4 protein-coding genes are annotated in these 15,344 nt (G+C 62.4%); 2 read left to right on the forward strand and 2 right to left on the reverse strand.

All coding sequences use genetic code 11. The features are described 5' to 3' along the window. Positions 1-79: 79 nt before the first annotated feature. Both lapG and lapD read left to right on the forward strand, forming a co-directional pair. Positions 80-772 carry a cysteine protease LapG gene (gene lapG, locus MKZ87_RS12970; protein WP_007960234.1) on the forward strand — a complete coding sequence of 231 codons (693 nt, stop codon included), beginning with the start codon at positions 80-82 and terminating at the stop codon, positions 770-772. Between the two features lie 14 nt (positions 773-786). Continuing rightward, positions 787-2,733: a cyclic di-GMP receptor LapD gene (gene lapD, locus MKZ87_RS12975; RefSeq protein ID WP_085702814.1), complete on the forward strand. Its 1,947-nt coding sequence runs from the start codon at positions 787-789 to the stop codon at positions 2,731-2,733. 128 nt (positions 2,734-2,861) lie between these two features. Here lapD and MKZ87_RS12980 read toward each other — a convergent pair whose 3' ends face one another. Continuing rightward, positions 2,862-3,200, reverse strand: coding sequence for a hypothetical protein (locus MKZ87_RS12980; protein ID WP_039773037.1), 339 nt, complete (start codon positions 3,198-3,200; stop codon positions 2,862-2,864). 148 nt (positions 3,201-3,348) lie between these two features. Then, positions 3,349-15,344: immunoglobulin-like domain-containing protein (locus tag MKZ87_RS12985; RefSeq protein ID WP_266201053.1), on the reverse strand; the 11,996-nt coding region annotated here is incomplete at its 5' end.

The following is a 15,344-nucleotide window of genomic DNA, read 5'->3' on the forward strand; positions in this document are numbered from 1 at the left end:
TGATCTCAGGGTGCCATTGTTTTTTGCTGGACTAACCTTCACCATCAAGCGCTTTCTTCTCTGCCCTGGATGCCTTGCATTGGCGGTACGTTTCGCGATCCCACGGATTGCGCGCTGGCTTGCCTGCGCGCTGCTGCTGGCCGGCATCATGCTGGGCGGCCTGCATGCCGATTGGGATTTTTCCGCGATCAGCCGCAAGGCCACGGCGCTGTACGGACCGCTGGGCGCCGGGCAGCAGCGGATCGATGCCTGGCAGAATCTGCTGGCCACGCAGAAGCAGGTCAGCGAGATGGAAAAGCTCAAAGTGGTGAACCTGTTTTTCAACAAACAGATGCGCTACGTCGAAGACATCGATCTGTGGCACGAGGTCGATTATTGGGAAACTCCCATCGAAGCCTTGTGGAAAGGCGCCGGCGACTGCGAAGACTATGCGATCGCCAAGTATTTCAGCCTGCGCCACCTCGGTGTGGCCAGTGACAAGTTGCGCATCACCTACGTCAAGGCCCTGCGCCAGAACCGCGCGCACATGGTCCTGACTTACTATTCCAGCCCTGACGCCATGCCGCTGGTGCTCGACAGCCTGATCGACCCGATCAAGCCGGCCGCCGAGCGAACCGATTTGCTGCCGGTCTACTCTTTCAATGCCGAGGGTTTGTACCTGCCGGGAGCGAAGGGCAACAAGAAGGTCGGTGACACCAAACGCCTGTCACGCTGGCAGGATGTGTTGAAGAAAATGCAGGCCGAAGGATTCCCGGTCGAGACGACTAACTAGGAGCACGCGCTCAGATGTCTTTGTTCAAACAGCTGTTGATCGCAATCTGTCTGTTCCTGGTGGTCGCCTTCACCGGCAGCTTCATGGTCAGTCTGGAGAGCTCGCGCACCCAGTACGTCAACCAGTTGCGCTCCCACGCCCAGGATGCGGCCACGGCGCTGGCGCTGTCGTTGACGCCGAACATCGACGACCCGGCGATGGTCGAGCTGTTGGTCAGTTCGATCTTCGACAGCGGTTATTACTCGAGCATCCGCGTGGTCGACCTGAAGACCGACCAGACCATCGTCGAGCGCAATGGCATTCCGGCGGTCACCAACGTGCCGGACTGGTTCGTCAAACTGATTGGCCTTGAACCGGCCGGTGGCGATGCGCTGGTCAGCCGTGGCTGGGAGCAGGCGGCGCGGGTCGAGGTGGTCAGCCACCCGATGTTCGCCGTGGCCAAGCTTTGGCAGAGCGCACTCGGCAGCCTCGGCTGGTTGCTGGTCTGTGGTGCGGTGAGTGCGGTGCTGGGCGCGCTGTTGCTGCGTCGGCAACTCAAGCCGCTGGATTACATGGTCAAGCAATCCCACGCCATTGCCCGCCGCGAATTCCTCAGCCTGCCGGACCTGCCGCGCACGCCTGAATTGCGCCGCGTGGTGCTGGCGATGAACCAGATGGTCGAGAAGCTCAAGGCGCTGTTTCAGGAGCAGGCCGAGCGCAGTGAAAAACTGCGCACCGAGTCCTATCAGGACAACCTCACGGGGCTGGCCAACCGGCGTTATTTCGAGATGCAGCTGAATGCGCGGGTGAGCAACCCGGAGCAGGCCAGTTCCGGTTATCTGCTGCTGTTGCGGGTCAAGGATCTGGCCGGGCTGAACCAGCGCCTTGGCGGTCAGCGCACCGATGAATTGTTGAAAGCGGTCGGCGAGCAACTGTCCCGCGAGTGCGCCAAATACCCGGAAACCCAGAATCTCGTCACCCGGATTCGTGGTGGTGAATTCGCCGTGCTGGCGCCGGGGCTGACCCGCGAAGAAGCGCTGCAACTGGCGCAAAGCCTCGACAGCGCGCTGAGCAGCCTGCACGCGACGGGCGCCACCGACGTGGCCGCCGTGGCCTCTATCGGCCTGGCGCCGTTCGCTCATGGCGATTCACCGCAAGCGGTGCTCAGCCTCGGCGATCAGGCATTGGCCCAGGCCGAAGGGCAGGGCGAGCAGAACTGGGCGTGCCTCGATCAGAGCCTGGTGGCGGATGTCGGTGACGATCACCACGCCTGGCATCGCTTGCTCGATCAGGCGCTGAACCAGCGGCGCTTCGAGCTGTTCTTCCAACCGGTGGTGGCGGCACAGGACACGCAACTGGTGCTGCATTACAAAGTGCTGTCGCGCTTGCTCGACGAGCAGGGCCAGACCATCCCCGCCGGGCGTTTCCTGCCCTGGCTCGAGCGCTTCGGCTGGACCGCGCGGCTGGACCGTCTGATGCTCGAGCGCGTGCTGGAGCAGATGGCCGACCATGAAGAATCCCTGGCCCTGAACCTGTCTTCGGCGACCCTGGCCGATCCGCAGGCGCTGAACAAAGTCTTCGAGATTCTGCGCTCGCATTCCAATCTGGGGCCGCGCCTGACCCTGGAAATCGGCGAGGAACAACTGCCGGAACAAGCGGTGCTCGAACAGCTGACCCGCCGCCTGCGCGAACTTGGTTTCTCCCTGAGCCTGCAGCGCTTCGGCGGGCGCTTCAGCATGATCGGTAACCTGGCGCGGCTGGGCCTGGCGTACCTGAAGATCGATGGCAGCTACATTCGGGCGATCGATCAGGAAAGCGACAAGCGCCTGTTCATCGAAGCGATCCAGCGTGCGGCGCACAGCATTGATCTGCCGCTGATTGCCGAGCGGGTCGAGACGGAAGGGGAATTGTCGGTGATTCGCGAGATGGGGTTGTATGGGGTTCAGGGGCAATTGTTCGGTGAGCCAAAACCCTGGCGTTAAGGCTGTAGAATTGCGTCGCCGCTAAGGCTGCCTTCGCGAGCAAGCTCGCTCCCACATTGGGTATACATACCTCCTGTGGGAGCGAGCTTGCTCGCGAAGGGGCCCGTCCAGTCACCGAAGATCCTGGATCAGATCAACCCGCCCTCATCCTCATCGATCAACTGACTCAACCCACCCAGCGCTTCCCGCGCCTGAGTCCGGTCCATCAACTTGGCCTGGGCCGCCGGCGGCAGGTCGGTGACGCGGATCACGCCTTTCTGGGTCAGTACCTGAATCAGGTCGTCGAGTACCCGGATCATTTCCAGGTCGCTCTGCTTGAGCTGTTTGAGGCTGTTCTCCACGGCTTCGTTGGCGTACCAGGCCTGGATTTCGTGGTGGTCGGCCGGCAGCGTTTCCGTGGCCTCGGCGTAGGCCGCAGCTTCCACGCGAATCAACTGACCCTGCGCATCGCGTTGCACGTAAAACATTGAGCATCCCTCGGAAATGGACCAGCGTCATGCTGTCAGCAGCATAGCCAACTGCACGCGAGTATGCGGTGCGGCGACGCAATCGTCACCGGGAAGAAAGACGCAAACGTGACGGCCGCCCCATTGGGGCGGCCGTTTTGTTCACGCATCAGCTGTTGTTGTGGTCGACCTTGATGGTCGGATCACTACCGGCAATCAGGTTGTGAATGTTGGCAGTGGACCAGTTGTTGCCTTCCAGTTTGATCGTCACGTCCGGTGTGGCGGCAGCCGCATCGGCGGAGTTGAACTTGCCCGCCGAACTGACTTGCAGCGACGACACGCCGTCGACCGTGGTGATCTTCAGGAAGTTGTCGATGGTGCTGCCGGACTCGCCCTGCAGCAGGTCGCGCAGGTCGATACGGTCACCTTCGCTGGCGTTGAAGTCCTTGATCACATCGTTGCCGGTGTCACCTGCTTTCCAGACGAAGGTGTCGGCGCCCGAACCACCGATCAGGATGTCGTTGCCCTGACCACCGATCAGCGTGTCGTTGCCGGTACCGCCGAGCAGGATGTCATTGCCCTTGCCACCGTCGAGCAGGTCGTTGCCGCCCGAGCCGAACAGGATGTCATTACCCGCGCCACCCAGTAGCGTGTCGTTGCCGTCATGGGCACCGGACACATCGAACGCCTGATAGTGCTCGGTGATGTACTGGTGCACGTTACTGGTGGTGACTTTGCTGACGTCGACCCCGGTTTCCTTGGCCACGAAGGCCTGCATCGCCTGATAACCCTCGCCGGCAATGCCGTTGAAGCTCACCAGGTCGCCGAACAGGATGTCGTTGCCGTCGCCACCGCTGACGGTGTCGTTGCCCGGCATCGTCGCTTCGGTATGGCCGATGATCGAGTTGGCCAGGTCCTTCGGATCGATGTTGGTTTGCGGGTTGTGATCGGTGTCGTACGGTTTCAGGTCGTTGAGGCTGACACCGCTGTTGATCCCGATGGCTTCCACATTGGACAGGTTGCCCAGCAGTGCGAAGGCGCTGTTGGCGTTGTCGGTGGTGGCCTGGCTGGTGCTGCTGCCGGAGCCTGCCAGGCTCGACAGCTCGTAGGTGCCGTCGCCCTGGGCGTGGATGGTGCCCACGTTGCTCCAGTTCCAGCTGCCGTTCTTGTACGTCTGCAGGACCACGGCACCCGCCGTGCTGATGGTCAGGTAGTGCGTGCTGTCGATGTAGGTGCTGAAGCTGTCGCCCAGCTTGTAGTTGCTGGTCTTCACCACGTCGTCGAGCTTCACGTTGCCGTACAGCGTCGGGTTGGTCTGTTCGCCGCTCTGGTAGTAGGTCGGCTGACCGTCGGTGATGAAGTACGTGAGGTTCTTCGCCCCGGTGTTAGCCACGGCTTCGGCGCTCTGGAAGAAGTTGGCCGTAGCCTTGAACACGTCTTCGTAGTTGGTGCCGCCGCCGGAGGTCATCGAGTCCAGCACAGCCTTGAGCTTGGTCAGCGCGTTCGGGTCGTTGAGGTTCACCGACACCGACTTGTTGACCTGGGTATCGAAGTCCACCAGGAAGATGTTCACCGTCCCCGAGTTGTTGCCCATGCTCTGCTTGAGAGTGTTGAACACCGACGTCAGCGAGTCCTTGGCCGCGTTGATCGACGAGGTGCTCATACTGCCCGAGCTGTCGACCATGAACGCGATGTTGTAGTTGGTGCCCGGCACCACGGTCAGGCCGCCGATGTCGGCGACGATGATGTCGTTGCCGTCGGTGCCGGTGACGTTGTCGTCGGCCGAGGTGGCGACTACCGCGTTGTAGACTGCCGGCACCACGGTGACCGGAATGGTCGCGGTGGTGCTGGCCGAGCCGCCGACCTGTTCGGTGGAGGTCGAGGTCACGGTCAGGTTGAACTGGCCGTTGTAGTAGGTCGGCGGGGTCACGGTCAGGCTGCCGAGGTTCCAGCCGGTGACGTTGGCGTCGCCGCTGGTGGCGGTCACGGTGAAGCTGTGGCCTGCGCCGTCGCTGAGCACCGAGCCGACCGGTGCGCCGCTGATCTTGATGCTCAGGGTTTCCGAGCCGTCGGTGTCGGTCAGTGCGGTGCTGATCGCCGACAGTTTCACGGTGGTGCCTTCGGCGCCGGTGTTGAGCTTGTAGCCGTCGTAATAGCCTTCGCCGTTGCTGCCGTGCAGATCGGAGACGGTCACGCCGGCATTCACCAGATCCTGCACGCCGGTGTAGATCGGTACGCCGGCGCTGCTCAGGTCGATCGGCGTGCTGCCGTTGACCGACAGGTTGACGTCGTAGCTGCCCGGGCCGCTCTGGTTGTGGTGGTAGATGTCCAGGGTGTAGTAGCCGCTGGTGGTCGGGGTGAACGAACCGTTGAGGTTGCCACCCGCGCCCCACGTTGTGGACGCCACACTCTTGCCGCCGATGGTCACCAGCAGGCTGTCATCACCGGTGCCGCTGAAGGTGTAGGTCTTGCCGGCTTCCAGATAGATCAGGCCCGAGGTTTTCGACGCGGTGCCGGCGGTCACGCTGCCATCGGACTGCACGTTGTTCACGGTGCCGCTGGTGTTCGGTTTGCCGGCACCGTCGATCACGTTTTTCAGAGTGTTCGGGTTCGCGCCGCTGCCGTCGGTGCCCAGGCCCGACAGACCGGTCCAGACTTCCTTGATCAGGCCGGTGGACTTCACGCTGTTGTCGGCGACCGACAGGGTCGGTGCATCCGCCACTGGGGTGATGTCGATCTTCACGGTGCCGGTATTGCCCAGCAACTGGCCGTCGGTTGGCTGGAACTTGATTTGTGCGTAGTCAGCCTGGTTGTTACCCAGGCCGGTGCCGCCGTAGCCGTTCACGCCCGACTCGTTGGCATCCGGCAAGAAACGCAGCTTGCCGGCATCGATGTCGGCCTTGCTGAAGGTCTGGTTGGTGGCGACGTCTTTCCAGGTCGAACCGTCCAGGTACTGCAGTTTGCCTTCGCCCGGCAGCTGGGTGATTTTCACGCCCAGGCTGCTGGCCGGGCTGTCGACGTCGCTGACGCCGAAGGTCGACCAGCCGAGGACCAGCGGGGTGTCTTCGGTGCCGGTGACGTTGACCGGTGCAGCGACCGGCGCATCGTTGACCGCCACCACATTGACCGTGGTGGTCGCGACGTTGGAGTAGTTGCCGCCATCGGTCACGGTCACGGTGATGATCCGTGGCACGGTGCTCGGGTCTTCACTGCTGTTGGTGAAGCTGATGTTCTTGATGGCCTGCATGTAGTCGGCCAGCGTCGCATTGCCCGACAGGGTCAGCGTGATCGTGCCATTGGTGCTGTTGGCATTGATGGTGATGCCGTTGACGCTGTTGCCCAGGTTCAGCGCATCGCCGTCCTGACGGTTGGTCAGCACGACGGTGGCGCCAGTCAGCATGGTGCTGTCCGGGTCGGTGATCTTGATATCGGTGTCGGCGATCGACACACCTGCGCCCGGGGTGTTCTCGGTGAAGGTCACCTTGTAGTCGGCACCCGTTGCACCGCTGGAGTTGTTGGCGTCGAGGTCGATGACCGGCGGTGCATCGTTGTCGATGATCGAGGTGCTGACGCTGCCATTGGTGCTGCTGACCGCCAGGTTTTCGAAGTTGCCACCGGTGGCCGAGTCGATCTTGACCACGAAGTTCTCGGTGCCTTCGGTGATCTTGTCATCGATGGTGGCGACGTTGAACTGCGCACTGCTGGCGCCTGCCGGGATCTTCACGGTGTACACGCCGGTGAAGTCCGAACCGTCGGCGGCGGTGCCGCTGTAGACGATTTTCAGGGTCACTTCGGTCTGCGCCGGGTGGTTCAGGCTGACGGTGTAGCTGGCGGTCTGGCCTTCGGTCACCGAAGTGCTGCCGGTGATGCTGACAGTGGTGGTGTCGATGGTGTCGGTGACGTTGGTCACCGCTGGCGTGGTGCTGGTGACCAGGTTTTCGAAGTTGCCACCGGTGGCGTTGGTGATCGTTGCCTGAACGGTGCCGGCGTCTTTGTAGACGTCGTCGGCCGGTGCCGGAACGGTCACGGTGCCAGTGGTTTTACCGGCCTCGATGGTGATTACCGAGCCGTTGCTCAGGGTCACGGTCACCGGGGTGCCGGCGGCGTTGGTCAGGGTTGCGGTGTAGGTGATCGAACCACCTTCGGCCACGGTGCCGGTCGCGCTGAGCGACAGGTTGGTGGTGTCGATGGTGTCGGTCACCGTGGTGCTGACCGGCGTCTTGTCGGCGACGAGGTTTTCGTAGTTGCCGCCGCTGACGTTGGTGATCGAGTTGGTCAGCGGTGCATGACCATTCAACACGTCGTTCGGCGCGGTGGTGGTGACGGTCCCGGAGGTCTTGCCGATGTCGATGGTGATGGTCTGGCCGTTGGACAGGGTCACGGTCACTGGCGAACCGGTCACCGGCGCGCCGACAGTCGCGGTGTAGACAACATTGCCGCCCTCGGCCGCTGTTGCGGTCGCGGTCAGCTTCACGGTGGTGGTGTCGATGGTGTCGGTGACGCTGGTCACCGCTGGCGTGTTGCTGGTCACCAGGTTTTCGAAGTTGCCGCCGGTAGCCGATTTGATCGTGGCCTGAACGGTGCCGGCGTCTTTGTAAACGTCATCGGCTGGCGCAGGAACAGTCACGGTACCGGTGGTTTTGCCTGCGTCGATGGTGATCACTGCGCCGTTCGACAAGGTCACGGTGACTGGCGAGCCAGCGGCGTTGGTCAGGGTCGCGGTGTAGGTGATCTGGCCACCTTCAGCCACGGTGCCGGTCGCGGTCAGCGACAGGTTGGTGGTGTCGATGGTGTCAGTGACCGTGGTCGAAACCGGGGTTTTGTCGGCAACGAGGTTCTCGTAATTACCGCCGGTTACGCCGGTGATCGCATTGGTCAGCGGCGCGTGGCCAGTCAGCGCATCGTTCGGCGCGGTGGTGGTCACGGTACCGGTGGTCTTGCCCACTTCGATCGTGATGGTCTGGCCATTGGACAGGTTCACGGTGACTGGCGAGCCGGTCACTGGCGCGCCGACAGTCGCGGTGTAAGTGACTGTGCCGCCTTCAGCCGCCGACTCGGTCGCGGTGAGTTTCACCGTGGTGGTGTCGATGGTGTCAGTGACCTGGGTCACCGCAGGAACCGTGCTGGTCACCAGATTTTCGAAGTTGCCACCGGTCGCGGACTTGATCGTCGCTTCCACGGTGCCGGCGTCCTTGTAGACGTCATCGGCTGGGGCTGGAACCGTCACGGTGCCAGTGGTTTTACCGGCCTCGATGGTGATCACGGCGCCATTGCTCAACGTTACGGTCACCGGAGTGCCAGCAGCGTTGGTCAGTGTGGCGGTGTAGATGATCGAACCGCCCTCGGCGACCGAATTGGTGGCGCTCAAGGACAGGTTGGTGGTGTCGACGGTGTCGGTGACGGTGGTCGAAACCGGGGTCTTGTCGGCAACGAGATTCTCGTAGTTGCCGCCACTTACACTAGTGATTGCGTTAGTCAGTGGCGCATGACCATTCAACACATCGTTCGGCGCGGTGGTGGTGACGGTGCCGGTGGTCTTACCGACTTCGATAGTGATTTGCTGGCCGTTCGACAGGGTCACGGTCACTGGCGAGCCGGTTACCGGTGCACCCACGGTGGCGGTGTAGGTGACGGTGCCACCCTCGGCCGCTGTCGTGGTCGCCGTCAGCTTCACGGTGGTGGTGTCGATGGTGTCGGTGACGCTGGTCACCGCTGGCGTGGTGCTGGTCACCAGGTTTTCGAAGTTGCCGCCGGTAGCCGATTTGATCGTGGCCTGAACGGTGCCGGCGTCTTTGTAAACGTCATCGGCTGGCGCGGGAACAGTCACGGTACCGGTGGTTTTGCCGGCGTCGATGGTGATCACTGCGCCGTTCGACAAGGTCACGGTGACTGGCGAGCCAGCGGCGTTGGTCAGGGTTGCGGTGTAGGTGATCTGGCCACCTTCAGCCACGGTGCCGGTCGCGGTCAGCGACAGGTTGGTGGTGTCGATGGTGTCAGTGACCGTGGTCGAAACCGGGGTTTTGTCGGCGACCAGATTTTCGTAGTTGCCACCGCTCACGTTGGTGATGGCGTTGGTCAGCGGCGCGTGGCCAGTCAGCACGTCGTTTGGCGCCGTCGTGGTTACGGTGCCAGTGGTCTTGCCGACTTCGATGGTGATCGACTGACCGTTCGACAGAGTCACGGTCACTGGCGAGCCGGTGACAGGTGCACCCACGGTCGCGGTGTACGTAACGTTCCCGCCTTCCGCCGCCGACTCGGTCGCGGTGAGTTTCACCGTGGTGGTGTCGATGGTGTCAGTGACCTGGGTCACCGCAGGAACCGTGCTGGTTACCAGATTTTCGAAGTTGCCACCGGTCGCGGACTTGATCGTCGCTTCCACGGTGCCGGCGTCCTTGTAGACGTCATCGGCTGGCGCAGGAACAGTGACGGTGCCAGTGGTTTTACCGGCTTCGATGGTGATCACCGCGCCGTTCGACAGGGTCACGGTCACCGGGGTGCCGGCCGGGTTGGTCAGGGTCGCGGTGTAAACGATCGAGCCACCCTCGGCCACGGTACCGGTCGCACTGAGCGACAGGTTGGTGGTGTCGATGGTGTCGGTCACGGTGGTGCTGACCGGAGTTTTATCAGCAACCAGATTCTCGTAGTTGCCACCGCTCACGTTGGTGATCGCGTTGGTCAATGGCGCGTGGCCGTTCAGCACATCGTTCGGTGCCGTGGTGGTCACGGTGCCGGTGGTTTTACCGACTTCGATGGTGATTTGCTGACCGTTCGACAGGGTCACGGTCACTGGCGAGCCGGTGACAGGTGCACCCACGGTCGCGGTGTACGTAACGTTCCCGCCTTCAGCCGCCGACTCGGTCGCGGTGAGTTTCACCGTGGTGGCGTCGATGGTGTCAGTGACCTGGGTCACCGCAGGAACCGTGCTGGTCACCAGATTTTCGAAGTTGCCACCGGTCGCGGACTTGATCGTCGCTTCCACGGTGCCGGCGTCCTTGTAGACGTCATCGGCAGGGGCCGGAACCGTCACGGTGCCAGTGGTTTTACCGGCCTCGATGGTGATCACGGCGCCGTTGCTCAGAGTCACAGTTACCGGAGTGCCGGCGGCGTTGGTCAACGTTGCGGTGTAGATGATCGAACCGCCCTCGGCGACCGAGTTGGTGGCGCTGAGGGTCAGGTTGGTGGTGTCGACGGTGTCGGTGACGGTGGTCGAAACCGGGGTCTTGTCGGCAACGAGGTTCTCGTAATTACCGCCGGTTACGCCGGTGATCGCATTGGTCAGCGGTGCATGGCCGTTCAGCGCATCGTTCGGTGCAGTGGTGGTCACGGTGCCGGTGGTCTTGCCGACTTCGATGGTGATTTGCTGACCGTTGGACAGGGTCACGGTCACAGGCGAACCGGTGACTGGAGCACCGACAGTCGCAGTGTAAGTAACGGTCCCGCCTTCAGCCGCCGACTCGGTCGCGGTCAGTTTGACCGTGGTGGTGTCGATGGTGTCGGTGACTTCGGTCACGGCCGGAACAGTGCTAGGCACCAGGTTCTCGAAGTTGCCACCGGTTGCATCCTTGATGGTGACTTCGACTTTGCCGGCGTCTTTGTAGACGTCATCGGCCGGAGCCGGAACGGTCACGGTTCCGGTGGTCTTGCCCGCTTCGATGGTGATCACGGCGCCGTTGCTCAACGTCACGGTCAGCGGCGTGCCGGCCGGGTTGGTCAGGGTCGCGGTGTAAACGATCGAACCGCCCTCGGCAACCGAGTTGGTGGCGCTGAGGGTCAGGTTGGTGGTGTCGACGGTGTCGGTGACGGTGGTCGAAACCGGAGTTTTATCGGCGACCAGATTCTCGTAATTACCGCCGGTTACGCCGGTGATCGCGTTGGTCAATGGCGCGTGGCCGTTCAGCACATCGTTCGGTGCCGTGGTGGTCACTGTGCCGGTGGTCTTGCCGACTTCGATGGTGATTTGCTGACCGTTGGACAGGGTCACGACCACCGGCGAGCCAGTCACCGGCGCGCCCACGGTCGCGGTGTAAGTAACGGTGCCACCTTCGGCCGCAGTTTCGGAAGCGGTCAGCTTCACGGTCGTCGTGTCGATGGTGTCGGTGACTTCCGTTACGGCTGGCACGGTGCTCGGAACAAGGTTCTCGAAGTTGCCACCGGTGGCGTTGGTGATGGTTGCCTGAACAGTACCGGCGTCCTTGTAAACGTCATCGGCAGGTGCGGCAACAGTCACAGTGCCGGTGGTTTTGCCGGCTTCGATAGTGATGATTGCGCCGTTCGACAGCGTCACGGTCACCGGGGTGCCGGCCGGGTTGGTCAGAGTCGCGGTGTAAACGATCGAACCGCCCTCGGCAACCGAGTTGGTGGCGCTGAGGGTCAGGTTGGTGGTGTCGACCGTGTCGGTGACGGTGGTCGAAACCGGCGTTTTGTCGGCGACGAGGTTTTCGTAGTTGCCGCCAGTCACGGCGGTGATCGCGTTGGTCAGCGGTGCGTGACCGTTCAACGCATCGTTCGGTGCGGTGGTGGTCACGGTACCGGTGGTATTGCCGACTTCGATGGTGATCGACTGACCATTGGCCAGGGTCACAGTCACAGGCGAACCTGTGACAGGCGCACCCACGGTTGCGGTGTAGGTGACGGTGCCACCTTCAGCAGCGGTTTCGGTCGCGGTCAGCTTCACGGTCGTCGTGTCGATGGTGTCGGTGACTTCCGTTACGGCTGGCACGGTGCTCGGAACAAGGTTCTCGAAGTTGCCACCGGTTGCGTCCTTGATCGTGACTTCAACCTTGCCGGCGTCTTTGTAAACGTCATCGGCAGGTGCGGCAACAGTCACAGTGCCGGTGGTTTTGCCGGCTTCGATAGTGATGATTGCGCCGTTCGACAGCGTCACGGTCACCGGGGTGCCGGCCGGGTTGGTCAGAGTCGCGGTGTAAACGATCGAACCGCCCTCGGCAACCGAGTTGGTGGCGCTGAGGGTCAGGTTGGTGGTGTCGACGGTGTCGGTGACGGTGGTCGAAACCGGGGTCTTGTCGGCAACGAGGTTCTCGTAATTACCGCCGGTTACGCCGGTGATCGCATTGGTCAGCGGTGCGTGACCGTTCAACGCATCGTTCGGTGCGGTGGTGGTCACGGTGCCGGTGGTCTTGCCGACTTCGATGGTGATTTGCTGACCATTAGCCAGGGTCACGGTAACCGGAGAACCCGTCACCGGAGCACCAACAGTCGCGGTGTAGGTGACGGTGCCACCTTCAGCAGCGGTTTCGGTCGCGGTGAGTTTCACCGTTGTGGTGTCGATGGTATCGGTGACGTTGGTCACGGCCGGAACGGTGCTCGGCACCAGGTTCTCGAAACCGCCACCGGTGACGGTCGAAATGGTCGCTTCGACTTTGCCGGCATCCTTGTAAACGTCATCGGCTGGCGCCGGAACGGTCACGGTGCCGGTGGTTTTACCGGCTTCGATGGTGATCACTGCACCGTTCGACAGGGTCACGGTCACCGGGGTGCCGGCCGGGTTGGTCAGCGTCGCGGTGTAGACAATCGAACCACCCTCGGCCACCGAGTCGGTGGCGGTCAGGTTGAGGTTGGTGGTGTCGACCGTGTCCGAAACCGAGGTGTTGGCCGGTTTGCTGTCGACCGCCAGGTTTTCGTAGTTGCCACCGGTGGCCTTGTCGATGGTCACACTCAGCGAGCTGCCGCCCGCCAGCGGGCTGTTCGGCGCGACGAAGTTCACGGTGCCGGTGGTTTCGCCCACGGCGATGGTGATGGTCTGGCCGTTGGACAGGGTCACCACGACCGGTGAACCGGTCACTGGCGCGGTCACGGTCGCGGTGTAGACCACGGTTTCGCCTTCGGCGACGTTGGCGGTAGCGGTCAGCGACACGGTGGACGTGTCGATGGTGTCGTGAACGGTGGTGACCGCCGGGGCAGTGTTGGTGACCAGGTTTTCAAAGTTGCCGCCAGTGGCGCCCTTGATGGTCGTTTCAACGGTGCCGGCGTCCTTGTAGACGTCGTCCTTAGGTGCGTCGACGGTCACGGTGCCGGTGGTTTTGCCGGCCTCGATGGTGATCACGGCGCCGTTGCTCAACGTCACGGTCACCGGGGTGCCGGCGGCGTTGGTCAGGGTCGCGGTGTAGGTGATCTGGCCACCTTCGTTGACTTCCGGCGTCGCGCTCAGGGTCAGGTTGGTGGTGTCGACGGTGTCGGTCACGGTGGTGCTGACCGGGGTTTTGTCGGCCACGAGGTTTTCGTAGTTGCCGCCGCTCACGCCAGTGATTGAGTTGGTCAGCGGTTCGTGACCATTGAGTGCATCGTTCGGTGCGGTGGTGGTGACGGTGCCAGTGGTTTTACCGACCTCGATGGTGATCTGCTGACCGTTGGCCAGGGTCACGGTCACCGGCGAACCGGTGACTGGTGCGCCGACGGTGGCGGTGTAGGTGACGGTGCCGCCTTCCGCCGCCGACTCGGTCGCGGTCAGTTTGACCGTGGTGGTGTCGATGGTGTCGGTGACCTCGGTGACGGCCGGAACAGTGCTCGGCACCAGGTTCTCGAAGTTGCCACCGGACGCGTCCTTGATCGTGACTTCAACCTTGCCGGCGTCTTTGTAGACGTCATCGGCCGGGGCTGGAACGCTGACGGTGCCGGTGGTTTTACCGGCTTCGATGGTGATCACGGCACCGTTCGACAGGGTCACGGTGACCGGAGTGCCGGCCGGGTTGGTCAGGGTCGCGGTGTAAACGATCGAACCGCCTTCGGCCACGGAGCCAGTGGCGCTCAGGGTCAGGTTGGTGGTGTCGACGGTATCGGTCACAGTGGTGCTGACCGGCGTTTTATCGGCGACGAGGTTTTCGTAATTACCGCCGCTTACGTCAGTGATCGAGTTGGTCAGCGGTTCATGACCGTTCAACGCATCGTTTGGTGCAGTGGTGGTGACGGTGCCGGTAGTCTTGCCGACTTCGATGGTGATTTGCTGACCATTGGCCAGGGTCACGGTCACAGGCGAGCCGGTCACAGGTGCGCCGACGGTAGCGGTGTAGGTGACAGTTCCACCTTCTGCTGCCGACTCGGTCGCGGTGAGCTTCACCGTGGTGGTGTCGATGGTATCGGTGACTTCGGTGACGGCCGGAACGGTGCTTGGTACCAGGTTTTCGAAGTTGCCACCGGATGCATCCTTGATGGTCACTTCGACTTTGCCGGCGTCTTTGTAAACGTCATCGGCCGGCGCAGGAACAGTCACGGTGCCAGTGGTTTTGCCCGCTTCAATGGTAATGACCGAGCCGTTGCTCAAGGTCACGGTCACCGGGGTACCAGCCGGGTTGGTCAGAGTTGCGGTGTAAACGATCGAACCGCCCTCGGCCACGGAGCCAGTGGCGCTCAGGGTCAGGTTGGTGGTGTCGACGGTGTCGGTCACGGTGGTGCTGACCGGAGTTTTGTCAGCAACCAGGTTCTCGTAGTTGCCACCGGTCACGCCGGTGATCGAGTTGGTCAGTGGCTCGTGACCGTTCAGCGCGTCATTCGGCGCTGTGGTGGTAACGGTGCCAGTGGTCTTGCCGACTTCGATGGTGATCTGCTGACCATTGGCCAACGTCACGGTCACAGGCGAACCGGTCACCGGTGCACCAACAGTCGCGGTGTAGGTGACGGTGCCACCTTCAGCAGCAGTTTCGGTCGCGGTCAGTTTCACCGTGGTGGTGTCGATGGTATCGGTGACTTCGGTAACCGCTGGAACAGTGCTTGGCACCAGGTTTTCGAAGTTGCCACCGGTTGCATCCTTGATGGTCACTTCGACTTTGCCCGCGTCCTTGTAGACGTCATCGGCCGGAGCCGGAACGGTCACGGTGCCGGTGGTTTTGCCCGCTTCAATGGTGATGACGGAGCCGTTGCTCAAGGTCACGGTCACCGGCGTGCCGGCAGGGTTGGTCAGGGTAGCGGTGTAAACAATCGAACCGCCCTCGGCCACGGTACCGGTCGCGGTCAGCGACAGATTGGTGGTGTCGACGGTGTCGGTCACGGTGGTGCTGACCGGGGTTTTGTCAGCCACGAGGTTTTCGTAGTTGCCGCCACTCACGCCGGTGATCGAGTTGTTCAACGGTGCATGACCGTTCAGCGCGTCGTTCGGCGCGGTGGTGGTCACGGTGCCGGTGGTCTTGCCGACTTCGATGGTGATGGTCTGGC

This window comes from Pseudomonas sp. MCal1 (assembly GCF_026341415.1).
In the GTDB taxonomy this organism is placed as follows: Bacteria; Pseudomonadota; Gammaproteobacteria; order Pseudomonadales; family Pseudomonadaceae; genus Aquipseudomonas.

What these genes read in the sequence shown, in the direction of transcription:
- lapD (WP_085702814.1), top strand. Translation starts at nt 787, where the DNA reads ATGTCTTTGTTCAAACAGCTGTTGATCGCAATCTGTCTGTTCCTGGTG.
- MKZ87_RS12980 (WP_039773037.1), bottom strand. Translation starts at nt 3,200, where the DNA reads ATGTTTTACGTGCAACGCGATGCGCAGGGTCAGTTGATTCGCGTGGAA.